Here is a 25,810-nt window from a genome sequence, read left to right as displayed (position 1 = left end):
ATTACGATTATTATATGAAAGGAACATTCCCTATCCATAAATTCCGCGAATTGCGTACTCCCTTCTATTACTACGACACAAAGGTCTTGCGCGACACACTTTCGTGCATCCGTACGGAAGCTGCCCGATATGGCAACTATTCGGTGCATTATGCTGTGAAGGCCAATGCCAATCCCAAGGTGCTTGCCATTATCCGCGAGAACGGCTTGGGTGCCGACTGTGTAAGTGGCGGTGAAATCCGTGCAGCCATCAAGGCAGGTTTTCCCACTGGCAAGATTGTTTTTGCAGGGGTGGGCAAGGCTGATTGGGAAATCAATCTGGGGCTGGATTATGACATTTTCTGCTTTAATGTGGAGTCTGTCCCCGAGCTGGAGATTATCAACGAGCTGGCTGCCGCTAAAGGTAAGGTGGCCAATGTGGCTTTCCGTATCAATCCCAATGTAGGTGCCCATACCCATGCCAATATTACCACTGGGCTGGCCGAAAACAAGTTTGGTATCAGCATGCAGGATATGGACCATGTGATAGACATTGCGCAGAATATGAAGAACCTGAGATTCATCGGACTGCATTTCCACATCGGTTCCCAAATATTGGATATGGGCGATTTCGTGGCTTTGTGTAACCGCGTCAACGAATTGCAGGATAAGCTGGAAGCTCGCCATATCCGCATCGAGCACGTCAATGTGGGGGGCGGACTCGGCATTGACTACGGTCACCCCAACCGTCAGCCGATACCCGACTTCAAAAGCTACTTCGAGACTTACAACAGCCATCTGAAACTCCGTCCCCACCAGACGCTCCACTTCGAGCTGGGACGTGCGGTAGTGGGACAATGCGGTTCATTGATTTCGCAGGTGCTTTATGTGAAGCAGGGCACCAACAAGCAGTTTGCCATTCTGGATGCCGGCATGACGGATTTGATTCGTCCGGCACTCTACCAAGCGTTCCATAAGATAGAGAATATCACTTCGGATGCGCCGGTTCAGGCTTATGATGTCGTAGGGCCCATCTGCGAGTCTTCTGATGTATTCGGTAAGGCTATTGATTTGAATGGGGTGAAGCGTGGCGACCTTATCGCCCTCCGTTCGGCAGGGGCTTATGGCGAAATTATGGCTTCGGGCTATAACTGCCGTGAGCTGCCTCAAGGATATACGTCGGACGAGCTGGTATAGAGAGGCTGGAGATGCGTTGCATGAATGGCGAAGCATTTATTATACCAAGGCTTCTGTTTTTATATAAAAAATGTTATTGCGTGAACAACTTTTAAGGTTTCTTGTTACTTTTGTAATGATTTCAATTTAAATAAATACGATTATGATTACAGAAAAATTACAGAATGCAATTAATGAGCAGATTACGGCTGAGATGTGGTCTTCCAACCTTTATCTGGCAATGTCTTTCTATATGGAGAAAGAAGGTTATAACGGCATGGCTTCCTGGTTGAAGAAGCAGGCTTCTGAAGAAAAAGCTCATGCTTGTGAAATGGCTTCTTATATCATCAAGCGTGGCGGTAAGGCCAAACTGGACAAGATTGATGTTGTTCCCAATGACTTCGGTACTCCACTGGAAGTGTTCGAGCAGGTAGCCCAGCACGAACGCCGTGTTTCCAAAATGATTGATGAATTGGTAGATGTTGCCTCTGCCGAAAAAGATAAGGCTACACAAGACTTCCTTTGGGGATTCGTGCGCGAGCAGGTAGAAGAAGAAGCTACTGCCGACGGCATTGTAGATATGATAAAGAAAGCCGGTGATGCCGGAATCTTCTTCGTTGACTCAAAACTGGGAGAACGTAGATAAGAGAGAAACTAAAAAAAATCCCGCGGCTAATTTTAGTCGCGGGATTTTTTTTAGTTATGAGTTATAAGTTGTGAGTTATTTGTTGATGAAGGGCTTATATCCGCAAGGGAAAGCACAAGCAAATAACTTATAACTCATCACTCATTTCAGCACTCCCAGCTCTTTCCCCACCTTAATAAATGCAGCGATACATTTGTCCAGATGCTCCTTTTCGTGTCCGGCAGAGATTTGTACGCGGATGCGTGCCTGGTCTTTGGGCACTACGGGGTAGTAGAAGCCGGTGACGTAGATGCCTTCTTCCTGCATGCGGGTGGCATAAATCTGGGAGAGTTTGGCATCATACAGCATGACGGCGCAGATGGCGCTTTGTGTCGGCTTGATGTCGAAACCGGCGGCGGTCATCTTGTCGCGGAAGTAGTTCACGTTTTCCAGCAGTTTGTCATGCAGGGCATTGCTCTCTTTGAGCATCTTGAATACCTCGAGGCTGGCGCCGATGATGCCCGGAGCCAATGAGTTGGAGAAGAGGTACGGACGGCTGCGTTGGCGCAGCAGGTCGATGATTTCCTTGCGTCCGGTAGTGAATCCTCCCAAAGCGCCGCCAAAGGCTTTGCCCAAGGTTCCGGTATAGATGTCCACGCGTCCGTAGGTGCCGTATTGTTCGCTTACGCCGTGTCCCGTAGGGCCTACCACGCCGGCGGAGTGTGATTCGTCCACCATGACCAGCGCGTCGTATTTCTCGGCAAGGTCGCAAATCCGGTCCATCGGGGCAACGTTGCCGTCCATGGAAAATACCCCGTCTGTAACCACGATACGGAAACGCTGTGCCTGGGCTTCCTGCAGGCATCTTTCCAGGTCGGCCATGTCGGCATTGGCGTAGCGATAGCGTTTGGCTTTGCAGAGGCGTACGCCGTCAATGATGGAAGCATGGTTCAGGGAGTCCGAGATGATGGCGTCTTCCTCGGTGAAGAGGGGCTCGAACACACCGCCATTGGCGTCGAAACAAGCGGCGTAGAGAATGGTGTCTTCAGTCTTGAAGTAGTCGGAGATGGCTGCTTCCAGCTCCTTGTGGATGTCCTGTGTTCCGCAGATGAAGCGTACGGACGACATGCCGTATCCGCGGCGTTCCATAATCTGCTGGGCGGCGGCAATCAGCCGCGGGTGGTTGGACAGTCCCAGGTAATTGTTGGCACAGAAGTTCAGCACCTCTTTGCCTTTTACGCTGATGGCAGCTTGTTGTGCACTCTCAATCAGTCGCTCTTCCTTGTAGAGTCCGGCTTCTTTTATTTCAGCAAGTGTCTTGCTGAGATGGTCTTTCATTTTACCGTACATAGCATTTTATTTTTTAGGTAATACGTTGTCATTACATTTCCCACAAAGAACATCATTTTTCTTGGAATAAACAATATCAATATGGCAGAAATATGAAAAAAAAGTATGTATATTTGCACCATATATAATAACGAAACCTTATAAATAACTCGTATGAAGAATATTTTGGTAATTGGAGCTACCGGACAGATTGGGTCGGAACTCACGCTGGAGTTGCGCAAACGTTATGGCGATGACCATGTTGTGGCAGGATACATTCCGAGTGCTATGCCCAAGGGAGAATTGAAAGCATCCGGCCCTTCGGCCATTGCCGACGTGACAGACCGTCAGTCCATCGAGGTGGTGGCACGTCAGTTCAAGATTGATACTATCTACAACCTGGCTGCCTTGCTCTCGGTAGTTGCCGAAAGCCGTCCGGCCATGGCTTGGAAAATCGGTATCGACGGGTTGTGGAATGTACTGGAAGTGGCACGTGAGTACAATTGTGCCGTGTTTACTCCGAGTTCCATCGGTTCGTTCGGCGAAGCTACGCCTCATGTGAAGACACCGCAGGACACTATCCAGCGTCCGCGTACCATGTATGGGGTGACAAAAGTGACGACTGAATTGTTGAGTGACTATTACTATACAAAATATGGTGTGGATACACGCTCGGTACGTTTTCCGGGAATCATTTCGAACGTGACCCCTCCGGGTGGCGGCACTACGGACTATGCGGTGGATATTTTCTACTCTGCCGTGAAGGGAGAAAAATTCGTATGTCCGGTGAAGGCCGGCACGTATATGGATATGATGTATATGCCCGACGCACTGAACGCGGCCATCTCGCTGATGGAAGCGGCACCGGCAAGGCTGAAGCACCGCAACGCTTTCAACATCGCCTCCATGAGTTTTGACCCGGAACAGATTTATCAGGAAATTAAGAAGCATATGCCTGATTTTGAGATGGCATACGAGATTGATCCGCTGAAGCAGGCCATTGCCGACAGCTGGCCCGACTCTCTGGATGACTCTTGTGCACGCGAGGAATGGGACTGGATGCCGCAGTACGACCTGGAGTCCATGACCGTAGACATGCTTGAGAAATTAAGAGCTAAATTAAACAAGTGACCGTAAGCGGTCCGTAAAGAATGAAAAAACTTTTATTGGGATTTTTGTTGTTCACCTTTTTGATTTCGTGCGGAAACAAAAAGGCGAAAATGGATCCCTTTGCTACCATTACGGAAATGGTGGATTCGGCCGGTCACAAGGCCGATACGCTGCTGGAAGCAGAAGTGAAGGAAGAACCGAAGCCGATGGAGGCAGACGAGCTGTTTGATGATTTTATCTTCAATTATGCTTCGGATGATGCCCTGCAAAGGCAGAGGACGGTATTCCCTTTGCCCTATTACAATCGTGACACGCCGTCAAAGATAGAGGAAGAGTTTTGGAAGCATGATTATCTGTTTACCAAGCAGAACTATTACACCTTGCTTTTTGATAAGGAAGAGGATATGGACATGGTGGGCGATACTACGCTGACATCGGTGCAAGTGGAGTGGATTTTCTTGAAAACGCGTATGGTGAAGCGTTATTATTTTGAACGGAAGCGGGGAATGTGGATGCTCGAGGCCATTAACCTGCGCGAGATGGAGAAAGGTGAAAATGAGGACTTCGTGGAATTCTATACCCGTTTTGTGACGGACAGTGTCTATCAGAGCAAGCATATCAGGCATCCGCTACAATTCATCACCATAGACCCTGATGACGAGTTTTCTATTCTGGAAACTACTTTGGATGTGGACCAGTGGTATGCCTTTCGTCCGGTAATGCCTACCGACAGATTGTCTAATATCAATTACGGACAGAAGAATGAGGACTTGTCGGATACCAAAATACTGAAGGTAAATGGTATAGGCAACGGATACTCCAATATCTTCTATTTCCGCAAACGCAGTAAAGGATGGGAGCTGTACAAATATGAAGACACGAGCATTTAAATAAAGGAGGAAAGGTTTGAAGAAGATACCCAATACATTTGGAATTGATGTTACTGCTGCAAGATTTCTGGAATACGGTTCGGAGGATGAACTGCGGGAGCTGATTGCAGCAGGACAGGTCGTTGCGCCCTGGCTGCATATCGGTGGAGGGAGCAACCTGCTCTTTATTAAGGATTATGAAGGCACGGTGCTGCATTCACGTATCGGTGGCCTGGAGGTGACGTCAGAGGATGAGGAGCACGTGTCGGTGCGTGTGGGCGCCGGTGTGGTATGGGACGATTTTGTGGCCTACTGTGTGGAGCGGCATTGGTATGGTGCCGAGAACCTTTCGCTGATACCGGGTGAGGTGGGGGCGAGCGCAGTACAGAATATCGGTGCCTATGGTGTGGAAGTAAAGGACCTGATAACATCCGTGGAAACCATAAACATGGCAAGGGAGAAGCGTATCTACGGGGTGGACGAATGCGGCTACTCCTACAGAAAGAGCTTGTTTAAGCAACCGGAGATGAAGACCGTGTTTGTGACTTACGTGAACTTCTGCCTGGGTAAACGGGAACATTATACATTGGATTACGGTACTATCCGGCAGGAGCTGGAGAAATATCCGGTGCTGAATCTGGAAATTTTGCGCCGCGTGATTATAGACATCCGTCAAAGCAAGTTGCCCGACCCGAAGGTGCTGGGCAATGCGGGTAGTTTTTTTATGAACCCCATCGTGCCGCGTCGGCAGTTCGAGTCTTTGCAACGGGAATATCCGGACATGCCCCACTATGATGTGGATGCCGGTCGGGTAAAGATACCGGCTGCCTGGATGATAGACCGGTGTGGCTGGAAAGGCAAGGCGCTGGGGCCTGCTGCGGTGCACGGCCGGCAGGCGTTGGTACTGGTGAACTCGGGTGGTGCCACGGGAGCGGATATTGTCGCTCTTTCGGATGCCGTGCGGGCTTCTGTCCGCGAGAAATTCGGCATTGACATTCACCCGGAAGTTTGTTTGATAAAATAGTAAGAGAGTTTTGACGCACCCAAACATCGTTGTATATAACCTGATTTTAGAAATTTATTTGATTTAGTCAATGGGAAAACTCAGAATATTAGGAAGCGGAACTTCGACCGGTGTGCCTGAGATAGGCTGTACTTGTCCGGTCTGCACTTCTACTGACCCGCGGGACAACCGCTTGCGTGCGTCATCCCTGCTGCATACGGATGATGCGGTGATATTGATAGATTGTGGTCCTGACTTCAGGGAACAGATGCTGCGCGCCTCTTCTTTTGAGAAGATAGACGGCGTACTGGTGACACACGAACACTATGACCATGTGGGCGGTCTGGATGATTTGCGCCCGTTCGGCCGTTTTGCCGATATCCCTATCTATTCCGATGCCTACACTGCTGCCCATCTGAGGGTAAGGATGCCTTACTGTTTTGTTGATAAAGTATATCCGGGAGTTCCGCGTATCTATCTGCAGGAAGTGGAGGCGGGGCAAGCGTTCTACATCAATCGGACGGAGGTGCTGCCTTTACGGGTGATGCACGGCAGGCTTCCCATCCTGGGCTACCGCATTGGCGGCCGGCTGGGATATATCACGGATATGTACACAATGCCTGAGGAATCTTATGAACAATTGAAGGGCTTGGACGTTTTGGTAATGAATGCTTTACGGCCAAAGCCGCATCCTACGCACCAGAGTATTTCGGAGGCGTTGGAGGCTGCCGGACGTATTGGTGCCAAAGAGACCTATTTCATCCATATGAGCCATCATGCAGGGCTTCATGCCGACATCGAAAAGCAGCTGCCACCCCATGTACACTTTGCCTACGATGGACTTGAAATAGATTTCTAAACTTTTTGAAACATTTGTTTTGTTTTATTAGTAGAAAATGCTATTTTTGCCAAAAGTTGATGAATAAATGCCATGAAACTCCGACTCCTCATACAGATAGCTGTCGTTGTGTCCATAGTGCTGCTATGTACCGGTTTTGGTGTGTATTCCTTCCTGCGGTTGAATTCGGTGGAGAACCGGCAGGATTTCAATCTTTATACTTTGGTGCCGCAAGATGCCACAGCCATACTCGAAACCGACCGTATGGCAGACCTCGTGGAGGATATCAATGAACTGAATTGCAGCAAAGACAATCATTTTCTATACGTATCGGAGCTTTTTGTTTACTTGAAGAAGTATTTGTATACTTTGGTGGAGGATACTCCGCATGGACTGAGTAAACAGATGAACAAGATGCTGATTAGCTTTCACGAGCCGGATACACCGATGAACCAAGTATTGTATTGCAGTTTGGGTTCGGGTGATTATGAGTTGGTGGAGTCTTTTGTGGAGAAGTACTGCTCCAGTTCGTTTCCTTCCAAGTATTTCGATTACAAGGGAGAGGAGATACGTATCTATCCCATGGCAGACGGTCGTTTCCTGGCTGCCTACTTCACTCCCGATTTTCTGGTTGTAAGTTTCCAGAAGCGTTTGATAGAACATGTGATTGATGCGCGGCGCAGCAAAAAGTCCCTGATGAACCTCCCTTCTTTCCGCACTATGTACGCGGGCAAGCAGAGTAACGTGGCTGCCACGGTCTATGTGCGTATGAAAGGAGTGGATATGGGGAAGCCTACGGATGGTATCCGTTCGCAGACGCAGCTGGGCAGTTGGGCGGAGTTTGACATGAAGTTCAATGAAGATGCCATTTATTGCTCCGGCATCAGCCATGGGTCGGATTCCACACAGACGTTTATCAATGCCTTGCGGGTGCAGCAGCCGGTAGAGGACGGATTTTCCGGGGCTCTGCTTCCGTCTTCCACTTTTTTTTACGATCGCTGGGCAATGTCTGACAGAAATTCCTGGTTTGGCTTTACTGCCAGTCAGGAGTATGCCAAGGCCACCTATTCAGACTATATCAAGCAGCGCGACGAGGAGTGGATTGCTTACTTGAATGAGCATGCGGGCGAGAGCGTGATGTCTTGCTTGTTCCAGTCTAAAGACACGTTGGACAAGCTGCCTTGCGCCGTGATGTGTATCCCTCTCAAGGATGAACTGGCAGCGGAACGCCGCTTGCAGTCTCTGCTTTACAGTACCCCCAAGGAAGAGGATGCTCCGCTTATGCCGAAGGTGGTTTCAAATAATTCGTTGTATCCCAAAGCAAGGAAGTTCCCTAAATATGTGTTGCCCCGTAACACGCTGCTCACCCAGCTGACGGGCATCACGGAGTCTGCCCTTTATACCTTTGCCTGTTTCTATCGGGGTAGTCTGTTGCTGGCTCCCGATGCACTGAGCCTTTCGGCCTATATTGAGGCGGTGGAGAGTGGAGATGTGTTAGACGGAACACCGGTGTACGAAGAGGGTATAGGCAGTCTTTCACCCATATATAATTTTGTGATGATGGTGGATATGGAGATGATGCTGAGCCAGCCTGAAACGTATGTGCGTCTGATACCGAACTTCTTCTTCCGTCAATCCAACTTCTTCCGTCATTTCATGCTTGCAGTACAATTCACTTGTACAGAAGGGGTGGTTTATCCGAATATCGTATTGCTTTATAAAGGGTGATTAATCGGTCATTCTGTAGAGTGCTGAGGGAAAATAAGCACGAGGAAAGTCAAAATACACACTCACCACAGATTGCACAGATTAAAACAGCTAAAAAATCTTGATTATCAAAATTCTAGAATGAACTGTGTTAATCTGTGCAATCTGTGGTGAATTATAACATATTCTTAGAACGGCAGGTCATCCTTTGCATCCCCTGCGAGGAATTCCGGTGCGGCAGTGGGAGCCGGCGGTGGAACGGGAGCGCCCGGAGCGGGTGCGGCAGTGCTTACGCGTTCTACCTTCCATGCGCGAATACTGTTGAACCAACGGTCTTGCCATTGGCGTGCGTCTACATCAAAAGATACTGTCAGCTCTTCGCCCATCTGAATATTGAACTGTTCGATTTTGTCCGCTCCAAATACGTCAAAACACATTTTGCGCGGATATTGGCCATGGTCTTCAATCACATATTCTTGTGATTTCCATTCGTTACCTGACTTGGAAACTCCGCCTCTGGGCTGGAGTATAGCGATGATTTTTCCTGTAAATTCCATTGTTTTCTTTTTAAATGATGCGGCGAAGTTACAATTTTTTAGGAATATGAGACGAATATTCGGCTGTTTTTTCTTGCTATTTCTTTGTCGTAGGGAATTCTTTTTTTAACTTTGTCCGTCAGTTTGAAAAAGATAAAAACGGTTTCTAAGACGTTAGCAAAATAAAAAACTTAAATATACAGAAGATATGAAATTTATCGTTTCGAGTACTGCGCTCTCCAGTCATTTGCAGGCTATCAGCCGTGTGATTAATTCGAAGAATGCGTTGCCTATTTTGGATTGTTTCCTCTTTGAACTGCAAGACGGAACCTTGTCTGCAACTGTTTCCGACAGTGAAACGACGATGGTCACTACGGTCGAAGTGAATGAAAGTGATATGGACGGCCGTTTTGCCGTCACAGCCAAAACCCTTTTGGACGCTTTGAAGGAAATTCCCGAACAACCGTTGACTTTTGAAATCAATACGGATTCCCTTGAAATCACGGTACAGTATCAGAACGGTAAATACAGCCTGATGGGGCAGAATGCGGACGAGTTCCCGCAGTCTGCCATGTTGGGTGACAATGCCGTACGTGTGGAAATGGATGCACAAGTGTTGCTGGGTGGTATCAACCGTGCCGTGTTTGCTACGGCTGATGACGAGCTTCGTCCCGTGATGAACGGTATCTATTTCGATATCACAACGGAGGACATCACGATGGTGGCATCAGACGGTCATAAGCTGGTGCGCTGCAAGACACTGGCCGCCAAAGGTAACGAACGTGCCGCCTTTATCCTGCCCAAGAAGCCGGCTTCGCTGATGAAGAATCTGCTGCCGAAAGAACAAGGCATGGTGACTATCGAGTTCGACGAACGCAACGCTGTGTTCACACTGGAAAGCTACCGCATGGTGTGCCGTCTTATCGAAGGACGCTATCCCAACTACAACTCTGTGATTCCGCAGAACAACCCTTATAAAGTGACGGTAGACCGCCTGCAACTGCTCGGTGCTTTGCGCCGCGTGTCCATCTTCTCCTCGCAGGCAAGCAGCCTTATCAAGCTCCGTATGCAGGAGAATCTGATTGTCATCTCCGCACAGGACATCGACTTCTCTACATCGGCCGAAGAAACACTGGTTTGCCAATATGCGGGCAATCCGATGAGCATCGGTTTCAAGTCCACTTTCTTGATTGACATTCTGAATAACATTTCTGCCGATGAAATCGTTATCGAACTGGCAGATCCTTCACGTGCAGGTGTCATTATTCCGGTAGAGCAGGAAGAGAACGAAGACTTGCTGATGCTGCTGATGCCGATGATGCTGAATGACTGATGAATATTAGCAATCGGATTATGAGCTACGAGCTACAAGTGGCTGCGCAATTATGCCGCACGGTACTTGTAGCTCGTGGCTTGTAAGTTAAACTTATAATTTATAGCTCATAGCCAGAGCTTATAAAACGAAAAAACAATGAAATTGAATCTGAAAAATCCGATAGTCTTTTTTGATTTGGAGACTACGGGTACCAATATCAACTCAGACCGAATTGTCGAAATCTGTTACCTCAAGGTATATCCCAACGGGAATGAGGAGTCCAAAACCATGCGTATCAACCCCGAAATGCCCATTCCTGCCGAAGCATCTGCCGTTCATGGCATCTACGATGCCGATATAGCCGACTGCCCCACATTCAAGGAAGTGGCGCGCAACATTGCCAATGACATTGAAGGATGCGACTTGGCGGGCTTCAACTCCAACCGTTTTGATATCCCCGTCCTGGCGGAAGAGTTCCTTCGTGCCGGTGTGGACATTGACATGAGCCGCCGCAAGTTTGTGGACGTGCAGGTCATTTTCCACAAGATGGAGCAACGCACGCTGTCTGCTGCCTATAAATTCTATTGCGGCAAGAATTTGGAAGACGCCCATACGGCAGAGGCTGATACACGTGCCACCTACGAAGTGCTGATGTCGCAGTTGGACCGCTATCCGGAGTTGCAGAATGACGTGGCTTTCCTTGCCGACTATTCCAGCTTCAACAAGAATGTGGACTTTGCCGGTCGTATGGTCTACGATGACAAAGGTGTGGAAGTATTCAACTTCGGCAAGTACAAGGGCATGTCGGTATCCGATGTCCTGAAGCGCGATCCCGGCTATTACAGCTGGATTCTGAACAGTGATTTTACCCTGAATACCAAAGCCACGCTGACCAAGATACGTCTGCGTGAAATGACTCAGAAATAAATGGCAAATATACTGAAAGGGAAGAAAATAGTATTGGGCATTACGGGCAGCATTGCCGCCTATAAAGCATGCTATATTATTCGCGGACTGATTAAGCGTGGTGCAGAGGTGCAGGTGGTCATTACGCCTGCCGGAAAAGAATTTATTACCCCTATCACGCTCTCTGCCTTGACCAGCAAACCGGTTATCAGTGAGTTCTTTGCCCAACGCGATGGCACCTGGAACAGCCATGTGGACCTCGGTCTGTGGGCAGATGCCATGCTGATAGCCCCGGCTACGGCTTCCACCATCGGCAAGATGGCGAATGGCGTGGCAGACAATATGCTGATTACCACCTATCTCTCCGCCAAAGCTCCGGTGTTTGTGGCGCCTGCCATGGACCTGGACATGTATGCCCATCCTTCCACCCAAAAGAATCTGGATACACTCCGCTCTTATGGAAACCACATCATAGAACCTGCTACGGGAGAACTCGCCAGCCATCTGGTGGGGAAAGGCCGTATGGAGGAGCCGGAGAATATCATCCGCCACCTGGAAATGTACTTTGCTGCCAAAGAGGGCGACCTGGTGGGCAAGACAGTGATGATAACCGCAGGACCTACTTATGAGAAGATAGACCCGGTGCGCTTCATCGGCAACTATTCTTCCGGCAAGATGGGACTTGCCCTGGCAGATGAATGTACCGCCAGAGGGGCCAAGGTGATACTGATTGCCGGTCCGGTGCAGCAAGGCACTTACTTCCCGATGCACCAGTACCATGCGGTAGAGTCGGCGCAGGAGATGTTCGAGGCTGCATCCGCCGCCTTTGTCCATGCCGATGCCGCCATCTTGACGGCTGCCGTGGCAGACTACACCCCCGAACAAGTGGCGGATGAGAAAATCAAGCGCGAAAAGACCGGGGAGATGAGTTTGAACTTGAAACCTACCCGCGACATAGCCGCTTTCTTAGGCAATCTGAAGAACGATGCGGAGCACTGTCAACGCCTCCTCATAGGCTTTGCCCTTGAGACTCATAACGAGCAGATGAATGCGGAAGACAAGCTCAACCGCAAGAATCTGGACTTCATCGTGCTGAACTCCCTGAACGACAAGGGAGCCGGTTTTCGTTGCGATACCAATAAAATCAGTATCATAGACCACCAGGGAAAGACGGACTACCCCTTGAAGTCCAAAGCCGAAGTGGCTGCCGACATCGTAGACCGTCTGGTGAAAGATTTAAATAGTAAATAGTAAATCGTCAAATCGTCAATATCCTTATGTTGCGTTCGCTTTACATACAGAATTATGCGCTTATTGAAAAGCTCGATATCAGCTTCAGCAGCGGTTTCTCGGTGATAACGGGTGAGACCGGTGCTGGAAAATCCATTATTCTGGGTGCCATCGGTCTGCTGCTGGGACAGCGTGCCGATGTGAAAGCCATTCGTGTAGGAGCTTCGAAGTGCATTATTGAGGCCCGTTTTGATATTTCCGCTTACGGTATGCAGCCTTTCTTTGAGGAGAATGAGTTGGAGTACGAGGAAGAATGCCTCCTGCGCCGCGAGGTGTCCGCTTCGGGCAAGAGCCGGGCATTCATCAATGACACGCCTGCTTCATTGGCTCAGATGAAGGAGCTGGGAGAACAGCTGATTGACGTGCATTCCCAGCATCAGAACCTATTGCTGAACAAGGAAGGATTTCAGTTGAATGTACTGGACATCTTGTCGCATAACGAAGAGGCCTTGTCTGCTTACCAGCATATCTTCGGAGCATGGAAGCAGGCACAGCAGGATTTGGAGGCCCTTGTTGCCCGTGCCAATCAGGATAAGTCGGACGAAGACTATATCCGTTTCCAACTGGAACAGTTGGAAGAGGCACACTTGTCTGCCGGTGAGCAGGAGGAGCTGGAGCAAGAGGCAGATACGCTGAGCCATGCGGAAGAGATAAAGGCCGGACTCTATCGGGTAGGGCAGACGCTCTACTCGGACGAAGGAGGCTTGTTGTCCGGGCTGAAGGAATGCCTGAATACGATGCTCGGCCTGCAGAGGGTTTATCCGGTTGCCGGGGAACTTGCCGAACGCATGGAAAGCACTTATATCGAGTTGAAGGATATTTCGCAGGAAGTGTCGGGTAAGGAGGATGAAATAGAGTTCAACCCCGAACGTCTGGATGAAGTGAACGAACGTCTGAACTTGATTTATACGCTCCAACAGAAGCACCGCGTTTCCACTGTCGGTGAACTTCTGGCGCTGACGGATGAATACGCCGCCAAACTCTCCGCCATCACTTCGTCCGACGAGCACATCGAGGAACTGAAAGCGCGTTGCGACGCTTTATATAATAAGGTGAAAAAGCAGGCTGCCGTCCTCACCAAGGCGCGTACTGCCGCTGCCCGTGAAGTGGAGAAGCAGATGGCTGCGCGGCTGGTTCCGTTGGGCATGCCCAATGTCCGTTTCCAGGTAGAGATAGGTGCCCGCAAAGAGCCGGGCATACACGGGGCGGATACTGTGAACTTCTTGTTTTCCGCGAATAAGAACGGGGCATTGCAAAGCGTCTCCTCCGTAGCTTCGGGTGGTGAAATAGCCCGCGTCATGCTCTCCATCAAAGCAATGATAGCCGGTGCCGTCAAGCTTCCTACCATTGTATTCGACGAAATAGATACCGGAGTCTCCGGCGAGATAGCCGACCGCATGGCGGATATCATGCAGGAGATGGGCGAGCAGGACCGCCAGGTAATCAGTATCACCCATCTGCCCCAGATTGCTGCCCGCGGACGCGCCCATTATAAGGTGTACAAGCAGGACAACGAGACGGAAACAAACAGTCACATCCGTCGTCTGACCGACGATGAACGTGTGGAAGAAATAGCCCATATGCTGAGTGGTGTTAAGCTGACCGAAGCCGCACTGAACAATGCCAGAGCATTGCTGGAAGTATCAAATAGTAAATAGTAAATCGTCAAATAGTAAATACCCATATATGGTTGATAACAGTGAAATGATTTTCGGCGTTCGTGCCGTGATAGAAGCCATTCAGGCAGGAAAAGAGATAGACAAGATATTGGTAAAGAAGGACATTCAGAGTGATTTGTCAAAAGAGCTGTTCGCTGTCTTGAAAGGGACTTTGATACCGGTACAGCGCGTTCCGGTGGAACGCATCAACCGCGTGACGCGGAAGAATCACCAGGGAGTGATTGCCTTCATCTCTTCAGTCACTTACCAGAAGACGGAGGACTTGGTACCTTTCCTTTTCGAGCAGGGCAAGAATCCTCTGTTTGTGATGCTTGACGGCATCACGGATGTCCGCAATTTCGGCGCCATTGCCCGTACTTGCGAGTGTGCGGCGGTAGATGCCGTGATTATCCCTGCACGGAACAGTGTATCTGTCAACGCAGATGCCATGAAAACCTCGGCAGGAGCCTTGCACACTTTGCCCGTTTGCCGCGAACACAGCCTGAAAGAGACCCTGCAATTCCTCAAGAATAGTGGTTTCCATATCGTGGCAGCCACGGAGAAAGGCGATTACGACTATACCAAAGCCGACTATACCGGTCCGATGTGCATCATTATGGGTGCCGAAGACAAGGGGGTGTCCTATGACAACCTGGCGTTGTGTGACGAGTGGGTGAAGATTCCCATGTTGGGAACCATCGAGTCCCTCAATGTTTCCGTTGCAGCCGGCATTTTGATTTATGAAGCGGTAAAACAAAGAACCAACTAAGATATGAAAAAGAAATTGCTGTTGATGCTCACTCTCTGTTTATTGGCTCAGTGGAGTGTGGCACAAGCCCCGAAGTGGGTAGACAAAGCCAAACGTGCCGTTTTTTCGGTGGTGACCTACGACCAGAACGATAAGATACTGAATACTGGAAACGGCTTTTTTGTCACTGAAGATGGCGTTGCGCTTTCTGACTACACCTTGTTCAAAGGTGCCCAGCGCGCCGTTGTGATGAGCTCGGACGGGACACAGATGCCGGTGGAGGCCATTATGGGGGCCGATGACATGTACGATGTTGTCAAGTTCCGTGTCGGCATACCCGGAAAGAAAGTCACGGCACTCACTTTGGCTGCTGTGGCTCCGGCTGCCGGTGCGGATGTATATCTGCTGCCTTATTCCACCCAAAAGGACCGTTCCTTCACTGCCGGGAAAGTAAAGGAAGCTGATAAGATTTCCGGCAACTATTCCTATTATACGCTCGATATGCGTCTGAAGGACAAGATGGTGAGTTGTCCGCTGATGACTGTGGACGGGCAGGTCTTCGGCCTTGCGCAGAAGTCCTCCGGACAAGACACGGCTACCATCTGCTATGCCATTGATGCCAATTTCGCCATGTCGCAGAATATCTCCGCATTGTCTTATGGAGATATGTCATTGAAGGGCATCGGTATCAAGAAGGCATTGCCCGATACCGAAGAGCAGGCTTTGGTGTTCCTCTACATGGCTTCTTCCCAACTGTCTCCGGAGAAGTATATGGAGACTCTGAACGATTTCATTGCACAATATCCTGCCAGTGCCGACGGTTATCTGCGCCGCGCTTCCCAGCATCTGTTCATGTCCCGTGAAGATGCTTCCATGGATAAGGTCGCCGCAGATATGGATAAGGCTTTGGAGGTTGCGGCAAAGAAAGATGATGTGTATTACAACCGGGCCAAGATAATCTATAATTATGCATTGGGCAAGCCCGAGAAAGTTTATAAGGATTGGTCGCTCGACAAGGCTCTGGACGAGGTACGGAAAGCGATAGCCATTGACGAGCTTCCGGTTTATGTCCAGTTGGAGGGTGACATCCTGTTTGCCAAGCAGGACTATCCGTCGGCATTTACCAGCTATGATAAAGTGAATAAGACCATTCTGGCCTCTCCGGCTACCTTCTTCAGTGCCGCCAAGACCAAGGAATTGATGCAGGCGCCTGCCGAAGAGGTACTGGCTCTGATGGACAGTTGTGTGGCCCGCTTTACCCAGCCCTATACGGAGGAAGCCGCCCCTTACTTGCTGGAGCGTGCCCAAGCCCGTATGAATGCAGACCAGGCGCGTAATGCCATGCTGGATTATGACGCCTATTACAATGCCGTGAACGGTAAAGTGAACGACATGTTCTACTATTACCGTGAGCAGGCTGCTTTGAAGGCCAAGCAGTACCAGCGTGCGCTGGACGATATGGCGAAAGCCATCGAACTGAATCCGGAGGATTTGACTTACCGTGCCGAACTGGCAGTGGTGAATCTTCGCGTGGGACGTTACGAAGAGGCGTTGAATGTGCTGAAGGCTGCTCTGGAGAAAGACCCTAAGTATGCCGAGGCCTACCGTCTGATGGGTATCGCCCAGCTGCAGATGAAGAAGGACAAGGAAGCTTGTGCCAGCTTTGCCAAGGCAAAGGAATTGGGTGACCCCAATGTGGATGCTTTGATTGAGAAGCATTGCAAGTAAAGGGATGGGATAGAATAAAGGCTCTGCTTTCGCAAGCAGAGCCTCTGTTTTGGGGAACTCCCCCGTGTTAAATGAGTTAAGTCTAGGTATAACAGGTTATGAGTGAAATTACGTTGTTTTATTTATAAAATGCGTGGATTTCCGGAATACTGCATATACTTCGGATTTTTTTATTTCAAAAAAGAAAATAGACTCGATTATTAATAAAAACAAACTTTGACAATCATGAAGAAAGTGATTTGCAGCCAGAAGGCACCGGGCGCCATAGGCCCTTATAGCCAGGCTATCGAAGCCAGTGGAATGGTATTTGTATCAGGTCAGTTGCCTATTGACGCAGCTACCGGAGTGATGGCTGAAGGTACGGAAGCGCAAGCCCGCCAGTCCTTGGAGAATATAAAGCATATCCTGGAAGAGGCAGGTCTGAGCATGGCGAATATTGTGAAGACAACCGTTTTTCTGGCAGACATGTCCTTGTTCGCTGATATGAACAAGGTATATGCCACCTATTTTGACGGTGCTTTCCCGGCACGTTCGGCTGTGGCAGTGAAGGCGTTGCCCAAAGATGCCTTAGTAGAGATTGAGTGCATCGCGGTTCGCTAACAAGTCGGCCACAATGAAACTGCTGCCTCCCACGAAGATGAAATCTTCCGGGAGGCTTTTTTCTTGTGCGGCCCGCACGGCGGCAGGTACATCAGGATAGCAATGTCCTTCCAGACCTGCTGCTTCGGCAAGCTCCTGTAGTTCGCTTTCGGGCAATGCTCGCTTCACGCTGGCTTTGGTGAAGTAGTAGGTCGCTTCCCGGGGCAGCAGGGCCAGTACCCCCCGTATATCCTTGTCATTCACCATGCCTATGATGATGTGTAGCTGGCGGTAAGCCTGCTGTTTCAGTTGTTCTGTAATGTAGGTGATGCCTCCCACATTGTGGCCGGTGTCACAAATCAGGGTGGGCGAGTCCTGCAGTTTTTGCCAGCGTCCCATCAAGCCCGTCAGTTCCACCACACGGGCAAAGCCACTGCGCACTGCTTGTCCGTCCAGCCGGTAGCCGGCTTCTTTCAGTAGCGGGAGGGCGGTGAGGATGGTCCGGGCATTTTTCTGCTGGTAGAGCCCTTTCAGTTCGTATTCTATTCCGGGATAGTCTTCACGGTCATTCTCCTCGGCAAAGTAGATGGGAGCACCCGTTGTCTGTGCTTTTTCCAGAAATACCGGTTTCGTTTCGGGAGTGGTCTCGCCGATTACAACGGGGATACCGCTTTTAATGATTCCTGCCTTCTCTCCTGCGATTTTTGCCAAGGTGTCCCCCAGGAATTGGGTATGGTCAAAACTGATGTTGGTGATGATGCATACATCCGGACGGATGATATTGGTGCAGTCCAGGCGTCCGCCTAGTCCCACCTCGATTACGGCTACATCCACCTTTTCATCGGCAAAGTAGCGGAAGGCCATGGCGGTGGTCAGCTCAAAGAAAGAGGGATGGAGGGGTTCGAAGAAGCCACGTTCCTGCTCTACAAAACGGATGACGTATTCCTCGGGTATAGGCTGTCCGTTAATCCGGATGCGCTCCCGGAAATCCACCAGATGGGGCGAGGTATAGAGCCCGACCCTGTATCCTGCCTCTTGCAGTATGGCGGCAAGCGTATGCGAGCAGGAACCCTTTCCATTGGTACCGGCCACATGAATGCTGCGGAAACTGCGGTGGGGATGTTCGAAGTGTGCGTCCAGGGTCAGAGTGTTTTCCAATCCTTCCTTGTATGCTGAGCCGCCCACTTGCTGAAACATGGGCACACTGTTATATAAGTAAGTTAAAGTGTCCTGATAATCCATCTTTTATAATATTTAACGGAGAAGCAATCCTTTCTCCCTATTAATTTGTTATCTTTAAAAGCGACAAAGATAATGCAAACCGGACGCAATCAAGCTTGCTTGAAATTGCTTGCAGTGTAGCTTATCTTAAGCTTATGCAAAGGTATTAACAATTTAAATCTAACGTGTATGGGAGCTAAGAAAAATTTTGTGATTGATACGAATGTGATTCTTCACGATTATAACTGTTTGAAGAATTTTCAAGAGAATGACATTTATCTTCCCATCGTAGTCCTTGAAGAACTGGACAAATTCAAGAAAGGTAATGAGCAGATTAATTTCAATGCGCGTGAGTTCGTCCGTGAGCTAGATTTGATTACCGATGATAATCTGTTCACCAAAGGGGCGCCATTGGGAGAGGGCTTGGGCCGTCTGTTTGTGGTGGCAGGTATGGTGGACTCTCCCCGGGTACGTGATTCCTTTCCCGAACGCATCCCCGACCATCAGATTCTGTCGGTAGTGGACTGGCTTTCCACCAAAAAGCCTAAAATGAAAACCATCCTTGTCACGAAAGACGTGAATCTGCGCATGAAGGCGCGTTCCATCGGTCTGCTGTGCGAAGACTACATCAATGATAAGGTAATCAATGTGGATATATTCGAAAAGTCGAATGAAGTGTTCGAGGGTATTGACCCTGCGCTGATAGATCGCATTTATTCTTCCAAAGAAGGACTGGACATCAACGAGTTCGATTTTAAGGACATCATTCGTCCCAACGAATGTTTTGTGCTGAAGAGTGACCGCAGCAGTGTGCTTGCGCGTTATAATCCCTTTGCCCATTCGATTTGCCGGGTCCACAAGACAAAGAATTATGGCATTGAACCGCGCAATGCCGAGCAGAGCTTTGCTTTTGAGGTGCTGAACGACCCGAACATCAAGCTGGTTGCCCTGACCGGTAAGGCGGGAACCGGTAAGACCCTGCTGGCACTGGCCGCCGCATTGGGAAAACTTACCGACTACAAGCAGATTCTTCTGGCACGTCCCATCGTGGCCTTATCCAATAAAGACCTTGGATTCCTTCCTGGTGATGCCAATGAGAAAGTGGCTCCTTACATGCAGCCTTTGTTCGATAATTTGAATGTAATCAAGCATCAGTTCGCTGCCAATTCCTCTGAAGTGAAACGCTTGGAGGATATGCAAAAAAGTGAACAATTGGTCATCGAGGCATTAGCCTTTATCCGTGGGCGCAGCTTGAGCGAAACCTACTGTATTATCGATGAAGCCCAGAACCTGACCCCACATGAGATTAAGACCATCATCACCCGTGCCGGCGAAGGTACAAAAATGGTGTTTACCGGTGATATTCAGCAGATAGACCAACCCTATCTGGACAGTCAGTCCAACGGGCTTGTCTATATGATAGACCGCATGAGAGACCAGAATTTGTTTGCCCATGTCAATCTGGTGAAAGGGGAGCGCAGCCAGTTGAGCGAGTTGGCAAGTAATCTGATGTAGCGGATACCGCATTTTCCGGGGCAAAACTATTTCTATCCCGCTTTCTGACTGTTAAAACGGGGGAGGTGGGATGGTTTCTTTATAGACGATAAATAATTGTTATAACATTTTTTTATCGATTTATTGTCTGTTTTGACTAAAATAGTGTATCTTTGCCTCGCCTAAAACAAAACTGTCAAGCGAAATGAAGCGAAATTTTTTTCATCGGTATCTTTCCGCGAAAGTGCTTCCGATATGGACTATTCTGTTAATTGATGTATTTATCATCGTCATATCCAGTCTGTTGGCCTATGCTCTCCGATATGATTTCAGAAGCATTTTTCTGGAATCATCTACCATTGACAAGACCATTTTATGGACGGTTGCTGTCAACCTGATTTTCTTCCGTGTTTTCCGTACGTATTCCAATGTACTGCGCTTTTCCTCCTTTGTGGATATCATGCGCATTTTTGTGTCATTGACGGTGTCGTATGCACTGCTGATGATAACGAGCGTCCTGACGGAAAGCTATTTGGAGTTTAACCTGGCTCCGGTCAGCGTGCTGTTCATGTCCTATATCATCAGCTTTGCCATGATGGCATGCTCCCGTGTGATTGTCAAGACTTTCTTCGAGGCGCTGAACTTCGACGGCACCCATAGTGCCAATGTGTTCATTTACGGTGCCAAGGAAGCCGGGGTCAATATTGCCAAGGCATTACGTGTCAATCTGCGCAACCACTACCGTCTGCGCGGATTCATTGCGGACGAACCTGAGCTTATCAATAAGGTGATGATGGGTGTCAAGGTGTTCCCCAACGATGATACGCTGATTGATGTGCTGAACGACCGCGATGTGCAGACTATTATCATTTCTCCCGCCAAGATGGAAGAATTGAAGAAGTCCGACATGGCTGACCGCCTGCTGGTGCACAACATCAAACTGATGACCGCACCCCCCTTGAGCGAGTGGAACGGCCAGGCGCTGAGCCGTACGCAGCTGAAGGAAATTCAGATTGAGGACCTGCTTCAGCGCAATCCCATCGAGATAGATATCCGTAAGGTTGCCTCTCATCTGGAGGGCAAGCGTGTGATGATTACGGGCGCCGCCGGTTCTATCGGCAGCGAAATCATGCGCCAGGTGGCTTCGTTCAATCCCTACAAGCTTATTTTAGTGGACCAAGCCGAGACTCCTCTGCATGACATCCGTCTGGAACTTCAGGACCGTTGGCGCGACATCGATGCCGAGACCATCATAGCCGACATCTCCAATGCCACGCGCATGGAGGATATCTTCAGGGAGTTCAAGCCCCAGTATATTTTCCATGCGGCCGCCTACAAGCATGTGCCGATGATGGAGGACAACGTTTCCGAGTCCATCCAGGTGAACGTATTCGGTACGCGCACCGTTGCCGATCTTGCCGTGAAATACGGTGCCGAGAAGTTTGTGATGATTTCTACGGACAAGGCTGTTAACCCTACAAACGTGATGGGCTGTTCCAAGCGTATTTGCGAGATTTATGTGCAGTCTCTTGCGAAGAAGTTGCAGAAGGAGGGAGGCCATGCCACTCAGTTCATCACTACGCGTTTCGGCAATGTGCTGGGTTCCAACGGTTCTGTCATTCCCCGTTTCCGCGACCAGATTCAGCGTGGCGGCCCGGTGACAGTGACCCATCCTGAGATAATCCGTTACTTCATGACCATTCCCGAAGCTTGCCGCCTTGTCCTTGAGGCCGGCAGTATGGGTAACGGCGGTGAAATCTACATCTTCGACATGGGTAAGCCGGTGAAGATTGTGGATCTTGCCAAGCGTATGATCAGCCTTTCCGGACGTACGGATGTGAAGATTGAATTTACCGGTCTCCGTCATGGCGAGAAGCTCTACGAGGAACTCTTGAATGTGAAGGAGCTTACAAAGCCCACCTATCATGAGAAGATTATGATTGCCACGGTGCGTGAGTATGACTATGACGAGGTGAAGGAGCGTATCCAGAAGCTGATTGATGTAAGTTACACTTATGACCAGATGAAAATTGTTGCTGCCATGAAGGATATTGTTCCGGAATTCGTGAGCAAGAATTCCTGCTTTGAGGCGCTGGATAAGAAGAAATGAAAAGATAGCGGTATAGTATAAAATGAAGGGTGATAACGTCATTGTAGTGTTATCACCCTTTCATTTTTATTGTCTTGTCACCCTTTTGTCTCATTCATGTGAAGAGAAGTATTTCAAGAACTGTGTACGTTCGAAAGTATTGACTCCCTTCGGGTCGTTTACGTTCAGAATACCTTTGAACTGGCTGATGGTTTCCATACCTTTGCGGTCCATCCACAAGTTGAGGAAGCGGATGTATTCTTCAATGATGGTAGCTGAATTCTGATAAAGCACACTGCATATCTCTACGGCCGAAGCACCTGCTAATATTGCCTTGACAACGCCTTCGGGCGAGTGGATACCACCGGAAGCAGCATAATCGAGTTTGTTTACGGCTGCCGAAGCGATGCCTATCCAGCGCAGGGCTTTGGACAAATCGGCTTCATTGCTGAATACGTTGCCGGATACTTGTATCATTTTCTCAATGTTGATGTCCGGCTGGTAGAAGCGGTTGAACAGCACTACTGCGGCGGCACCGTTGGCATACAGCTGGTCTATCAGAGCTATCGGATTGGTCAGGTTGTCACCCAGCTTCATGATGACGGGTATCTTGACCGTCTTCTTGATGTGGCTCAGAATGTCGATGTGGCGTTGCTCGAAACTGCCGTAAGCATATTGTACATCCGTCTGCAGTGCAAGGATATTGATTTCCAGTGCGTCTGCACCGGCTTCTTCTATTTTGGCGGCAAATTCCACCCAGTCGGCATTCTGATAGCAGTTGATGCTGGCTATGATGGGGATATTGCAAACCTTTTTGCTTTCCTTAATCAGGTTCAGATATTCACCCAGCTTATGTTCGCGGATATATCCTACAAGGTAGTCACTGCCTTCGGGGTACATGTTCGGGTCTCCCATCCAGTCAGCCTCCATCATGATTTGCTCTTCAAAAAGTGATTTTAGCACAATGGCACCTGCGCCGGCCTCAGATAGTTTCTGGTTCTTGGCGGCGCTGTCTGTCAGTCCGGAGCTGCTGACGATAATGGGGTTTCTGAGTTTCAGCCCTGCAAAAGTAGTTTCTAATGTTGCCATGATAATGATTTTTTATGGTTAATAGTTTCTTTCTCCAAAAATCTTGCTTCCTACACGTATCAAGGTGCTCCCGGCTGCAATGGCCTCGTGATAGTCGTGAGACATCCCCATGGACAGTTCCCGGAATGACTCTGCATCGGCAAACCACTTGGCTTTCACTTCATTGAAGAAGCTATTTAAAGAACAAAACTCTGTTTTGATTTGTTCGTCATTGTCCGTATTTGTGGCCATGCCCATCAATCCGCATATCCGGATATGCTTGAGCTCTCTCCATTCACCGGCTGCCAGCATTTCCCGGCATTCGTCAAAGCTGAATCCAAACTTGGTCTCTTCTCGGGCAATGTGCAACTGCAGTAGGCAGTTGACGGTTTTTCCGGCTTTGGCAGCCTGCTTGTCCACTTCGGCCAACAGCTTGTAGGAGTCTATGCCATGAATCAGCGCTACGTAAGGAACGATATATTTTATTTTGTTTGTTTGCAGATGCCCGATGAAATGCCATTCTATGTCTTTGGGTAGACTTTCGTATTTGGCAGTCATTTCCTGCACCTTACTTTCTCCGAACACACGCTGGCCGGCACGATACGCTTCTTCTATCGCCTCGTTGGGGTGAAATTTGGAAACAGCCACCAGCCGTACCTTTTCAGGCAGTTCGCTCAGTACTTGTTTTAAATTCTCTGCAATCATCGTTTTTTTGAGTTATGAGTTATGAGTTATAAGTTATGGCTCGCAATAATAATTCATAACTTATAACTCATCACTTAAATTAAACTTCCGGTTTGTCGTCGGGCTCTGCACTGTACGGATATACATCCATAATGGCGGTTTCCGCTACAGATGCTATCTGATAGTCGGCCATTGTGCCTTTCATGCCCTCATCCAGTTTCTTCACTGCATCACGCAGGTCGGCAGCCTGCACCAATACCTGGGTAGAGGTTTTCTTTTCCGCACCGCTTTTCTCGTCCAGTGTGATGAAAACCAGTTTACATTTAAACCAGCGGTCGGCAGCTTCCTCTTCGCTGGGGAACAATTCGCTATAGTTGGCACGTTTGATGTCCGATACGGTGAACTCTCCCGAAATGAACGGCGTCATCTCTTCGATGATGCGTGCTTCCGCTTCCGTAAAACTGAGGGCATCCACCAGGTACGGTTCGGTCACCTTCTTGTTCATTCCATTTTCCATTGTTTTCTCGTAACGGATCTTACATTCAAACCATGTATGCATTGCCATAATTTTCTGTTTTTAATTATTGATTTATTGTTAGTTAAGTTGCTTTATGCGTGCCTATGCCCGCCGAAAGCAGTGCAAAGATAGCCAAAAACTAAATGGATATAAAAAGTTGCCTTGCATTTTACGTGAAAAATTTATTGGAGAACCGGGACGGTACGTATGGGCATAAAAAAAGGAGTACCGCTGTACTCCAACCTTTGTTAACCTTAAATCTAATACTATGAAAAACACATTGCAAAGGTACGGACTTTTTCGACATTTGCAAGAGTGTCGGGGCATAAAATGTGTATTTGTAACACTTATTATGTTTTATGCCTTTGTACTACATCTTTTTTAAAACTTGAGGCGTGTTGCTGAAACATAAATTTGCATCTGTTTTGCTTCCACACTTCCACCCACCTCCTGCATCTCCCTATCCATCGGCATTTACTCTGCGGTGGAAGCAACCTGAAAAGGTGGAAGCAAAATTTGCTTCCACCTGCCGAAAACGTCTGAGTTTTGTCGTAACTTATTGTTCTTTAATATAATACCGCGCGTGGGTTACATAAATCGGTCAGTGTAGTTTTCCTGCATTTTTGAGTTTGCCCGACTATGAATAGTGGAGTCTGATGTCTTTTAAGTTGCTGTACAATACGTTTGCACCTTGTGCGCAATAGGCGCGGGCTACGTACTTCATCTGTAAAAGCCTTGGAGTTAGTGACGCCTAACGGCTATGAACAGCTCTGCTAACGGCCATGAAGCAATCGTTTGATGGCCATAAGCAGAGCTGTTCATAGCCGTTAGGCGTTATTAATTCCCTATGCAACAGTGGACAAACAAAGGGCGAAAAGTAAAGTAATGCTTGTGTTTTAGATAGAAATCCATGGGCTTTCACTCTCTCCATAGGTTATGGAAGTGGGCTTTTATTTCACTTGCGTTCTGTGCGATAAATTCCCATTTATCAGTAGGTATATTTACGAAACTTCAATAATGCATTTATAAGGGTAAGATATTGGAATGTAGAATGATATATTGGAAATGATGAGGTGTTTTTTAAACGTTCGTTTAATGAACGCAAAGATAAGCTGTATTTTTTGAACTAACAAAATGTTTAATAAAAATATTCCCAAAGTGATTTCTGTTTCATATTAATCTATTGAATTGCAGTAGTGTACGTCTAACATTTAACATATTAAAGTTCTGTTCCTTTTTAACTTTTATGCCTCTACTTATTTTCTTAAAAATAGACGTTTATTAAACGAACGTTTATTGGACACTTTTATGAGTCTAATATCTTCTTTAATAGCTTATTATC

At 48.4% G+C, this 25,810-nt stretch carries 22 protein-coding genes; 16 read left to right on the top strand and 6 right to left on the bottom strand.

The features are described 5' to 3' along the window. The first annotated feature begins 14 nt into the window (after positions 1 to 14). Positions 15 to 1,175, top strand: a complete 1,161-nt coding sequence (lysA, locus tag DWX62_RS13410) for a diaminopimelate decarboxylase (RefSeq protein WP_005831416.1) — start codon at positions 15 to 17, stop codon at positions 1,173 to 1,175. 142 nt (positions 1,176 to 1,317) lie between these two features. Beyond that, on the top strand, positions 1,318 to 1,800 hold the full coding sequence (locus DWX62_RS13405; protein WP_005831414.1) for a ferritin: 483 nt from the start codon (positions 1,318 to 1,320) through the stop codon (positions 1,798 to 1,800). Between the two features lie 141 nt (positions 1,801 to 1,941). On the opposite strand, the gene kbl is transcribed toward DWX62_RS13405, so the two are convergent. Continuing rightward, positions 1,942 to 3,129 (bottom strand): glycine C-acetyltransferase, encoded by a 1,188-nt coding sequence (gene kbl / locus DWX62_RS13400; protein ID WP_005831412.1) that lies wholly within the window; start codon positions 3,127 to 3,129, stop codon positions 1,942 to 1,944. Positions 3,130 to 3,282: 153 nt separating this feature from the next. On the opposite strand from kbl, the gene DWX62_RS13395 reads away from it, so the two are divergent. The 5 genes from DWX62_RS13395 to DWX62_RS13375 all read left to right on the top strand — a co-directional run bounded on the left by DWX62_RS13395 (position 3,283) and on the right by DWX62_RS13375 (position 8,656). Further along, positions 3,283 to 4,239 (top strand): NAD-dependent epimerase/dehydratase family protein, encoded by a 957-nt coding sequence (locus tag DWX62_RS13395; RefSeq protein ID WP_005831407.1) that lies wholly within the window; start codon positions 3,283 to 3,285, stop codon positions 4,237 to 4,239. A gap of 20 nt (positions 4,240 to 4,259) precedes the next feature. Then, positions 4,260 to 5,108 carry a DUF4348 domain-containing protein gene (locus DWX62_RS13390; RefSeq protein ID WP_005831399.1) on the top strand — a complete coding sequence of 283 codons (849 nt, stop codon included), beginning with the start codon at positions 4,260 to 4,262 and terminating at the stop codon, positions 5,106 to 5,108. A gap of 16 nt (positions 5,109 to 5,124) precedes the next feature. Continuing rightward, a complete protein-coding gene (murB, locus tag DWX62_RS13385; RefSeq protein ID WP_005831398.1) occupies positions 5,125 to 6,111 on the top strand; it encodes a UDP-N-acetylmuramate dehydrogenase in 987 nt (328 codons plus the stop codon). 70 nt (positions 6,112 to 6,181) lie between these two features. Further along, a complete protein-coding gene (locus DWX62_RS13380; RefSeq protein ID WP_120172942.1) occupies positions 6,182 to 6,949 on the top strand; it encodes an MBL fold metallo-hydrolase in 768 nt (255 codons plus the stop codon). Between the two features lie 72 nt (positions 6,950 to 7,021). Beyond that, positions 7,022 to 8,656, top strand: a complete 1,635-nt coding sequence (locus tag DWX62_RS13375; RefSeq protein WP_005831393.1) for a DUF3352 domain-containing protein — start codon at positions 7,022 to 7,024, stop codon at positions 8,654 to 8,656. 167 nt (positions 8,657 to 8,823) lie between these two features. Here the strand turns inward: DWX62_RS13375 and DWX62_RS13370 are convergent, their stop codons facing one another. After that, positions 8,824 to 9,192 (bottom strand): DUF3127 domain-containing protein, encoded by a 369-nt coding sequence (locus tag DWX62_RS13370; RefSeq protein WP_005831391.1) that lies wholly within the window; start codon positions 9,190 to 9,192, stop codon positions 8,824 to 8,826. A 187-nt stretch (positions 9,193 to 9,379) separates the two neighbouring features. On the opposite strand from DWX62_RS13370, the gene dnaN reads away from it, so the two are divergent. From dnaN to DWX62_RS13335, 7 genes are all read left to right on the top strand, one after another. After that, entirely contained in the window at positions 9,380 to 10,504 is a 1,125-nt protein-coding gene (gene dnaN, locus DWX62_RS13365) for a DNA polymerase III subunit beta (RefSeq protein WP_005831387.1), read from the top strand. A 138-nt stretch (positions 10,505 to 10,642) separates the two neighbouring features. Further along, positions 10,643 to 11,413 (top strand): 3'-5' exonuclease, encoded by a 771-nt coding sequence (locus tag DWX62_RS13360; protein WP_005831385.1) that lies wholly within the window; start codon positions 10,643 to 10,645, stop codon positions 11,411 to 11,413. Then, complete coding sequence (gene coaBC, locus DWX62_RS13355) at positions 11,414 to 12,643, top strand: bifunctional phosphopantothenoylcysteine decarboxylase/phosphopantothenate--cysteine ligase CoaBC (protein WP_016274345.1); 1,230 nt, start codon at positions 11,414 to 11,416, stop codon at positions 12,641 to 12,643. Between the two features lie 26 nt (positions 12,644 to 12,669). Then, positions 12,670 to 14,340: a DNA repair protein RecN gene (gene recN, locus DWX62_RS13350; RefSeq protein WP_118264436.1), complete on the top strand. Its 1,671-nt coding sequence runs from the start codon at positions 12,670 to 12,672 to the stop codon at positions 14,338 to 14,340. 28 nt (positions 14,341 to 14,368) lie between these two features. Further along, positions 14,369 to 15,109, top strand: a complete 741-nt coding sequence (gene rlmB / locus DWX62_RS13345; protein WP_005831382.1) for a 23S rRNA (guanosine(2251)-2'-O)-methyltransferase RlmB — start codon at positions 14,369 to 14,371, stop codon at positions 15,107 to 15,109. Between the two features lie 3 nt (positions 15,110 to 15,112). After that, on the top strand, positions 15,113 to 16,816 hold the full coding sequence (locus DWX62_RS13340) for a tetratricopeptide repeat protein (RefSeq protein WP_118264435.1): 1,704 nt from the start codon (positions 15,113 to 15,115) through the stop codon (positions 16,814 to 16,816). 225 nt (positions 16,817 to 17,041) lie between these two features. Then, positions 17,042 to 17,416, top strand: coding sequence for a RidA family protein (locus tag DWX62_RS13335; protein ID WP_022402038.1), 375 nt, complete (start codon positions 17,042 to 17,044; stop codon positions 17,414 to 17,416). On the opposite strand, the gene DWX62_RS13330 is transcribed toward DWX62_RS13335, so the two are convergent. Then, a complete protein-coding gene (locus tag DWX62_RS13330; RefSeq protein ID WP_035448828.1) occupies positions 17,384 to 18,637 on the bottom strand; it encodes a folylpolyglutamate synthase/dihydrofolate synthase family protein in 1,254 nt (417 codons plus the stop codon). The genes DWX62_RS13335 and DWX62_RS13330 overlap by 33 nt on opposite strands. Before the next feature lie 168 nt (positions 18,638 to 18,805). Here DWX62_RS13330 and DWX62_RS13325 point away from each other — a divergent pair, with 168 nt between their 5' ends. Beyond that, entirely contained in the window at positions 18,806 to 20,131 is a 1,326-nt protein-coding gene (locus DWX62_RS13325) for a PhoH family protein (RefSeq protein WP_005831374.1), read from the top strand. 184 nt (positions 20,132 to 20,315) lie between these two features. Further along, entirely contained in the window at positions 20,316 to 22,220 is a 1,905-nt protein-coding gene (locus DWX62_RS13320) for a nucleoside-diphosphate sugar epimerase/dehydratase (RefSeq protein ID WP_057256434.1), read from the top strand. Between the two features lie 90 nt (positions 22,221 to 22,310). Here DWX62_RS13320 and DWX62_RS13315 read toward each other — a convergent pair whose 3' ends face one another. From DWX62_RS13315 to DWX62_RS13305, 3 genes are all read right to left on the bottom strand, one after another. Further along, a complete protein-coding gene (locus tag DWX62_RS13315) occupies positions 22,311 to 23,288 on the bottom strand; it encodes a dihydroorotate dehydrogenase-like protein (protein ID WP_117652580.1) in 978 nt (325 codons plus the stop codon). 18 nt (positions 23,289 to 23,306) lie between these two features. Continuing rightward, entirely contained in the window at positions 23,307 to 23,972 is a 666-nt protein-coding gene (locus tag DWX62_RS13310) for a YggS family pyridoxal phosphate-dependent enzyme (protein WP_057256432.1), read from the bottom strand. A gap of 79 nt (positions 23,973 to 24,051) precedes the next feature. Next, complete coding sequence (locus DWX62_RS13305) at positions 24,052 to 24,516, bottom strand: DUF4494 domain-containing protein (RefSeq protein ID WP_005831367.1); 465 nt, start codon at positions 24,514 to 24,516, stop codon at positions 24,052 to 24,054. Positions 24,517 to 25,810: the final 1,294 nt, after the last annotated feature.

The organism is Bacteroides sp. AF20-13LB (assembly GCF_003603065.1).
Classification (GTDB): Bacteria; Bacteroidota; Bacteroidia; order Bacteroidales; family Bacteroidaceae; genus Bacteroides; species Bacteroides uniformis.
Note: the sequence above shows the minus strand (reverse complement) of the source record. Positions and strands in the feature narration are given on the sequence as shown.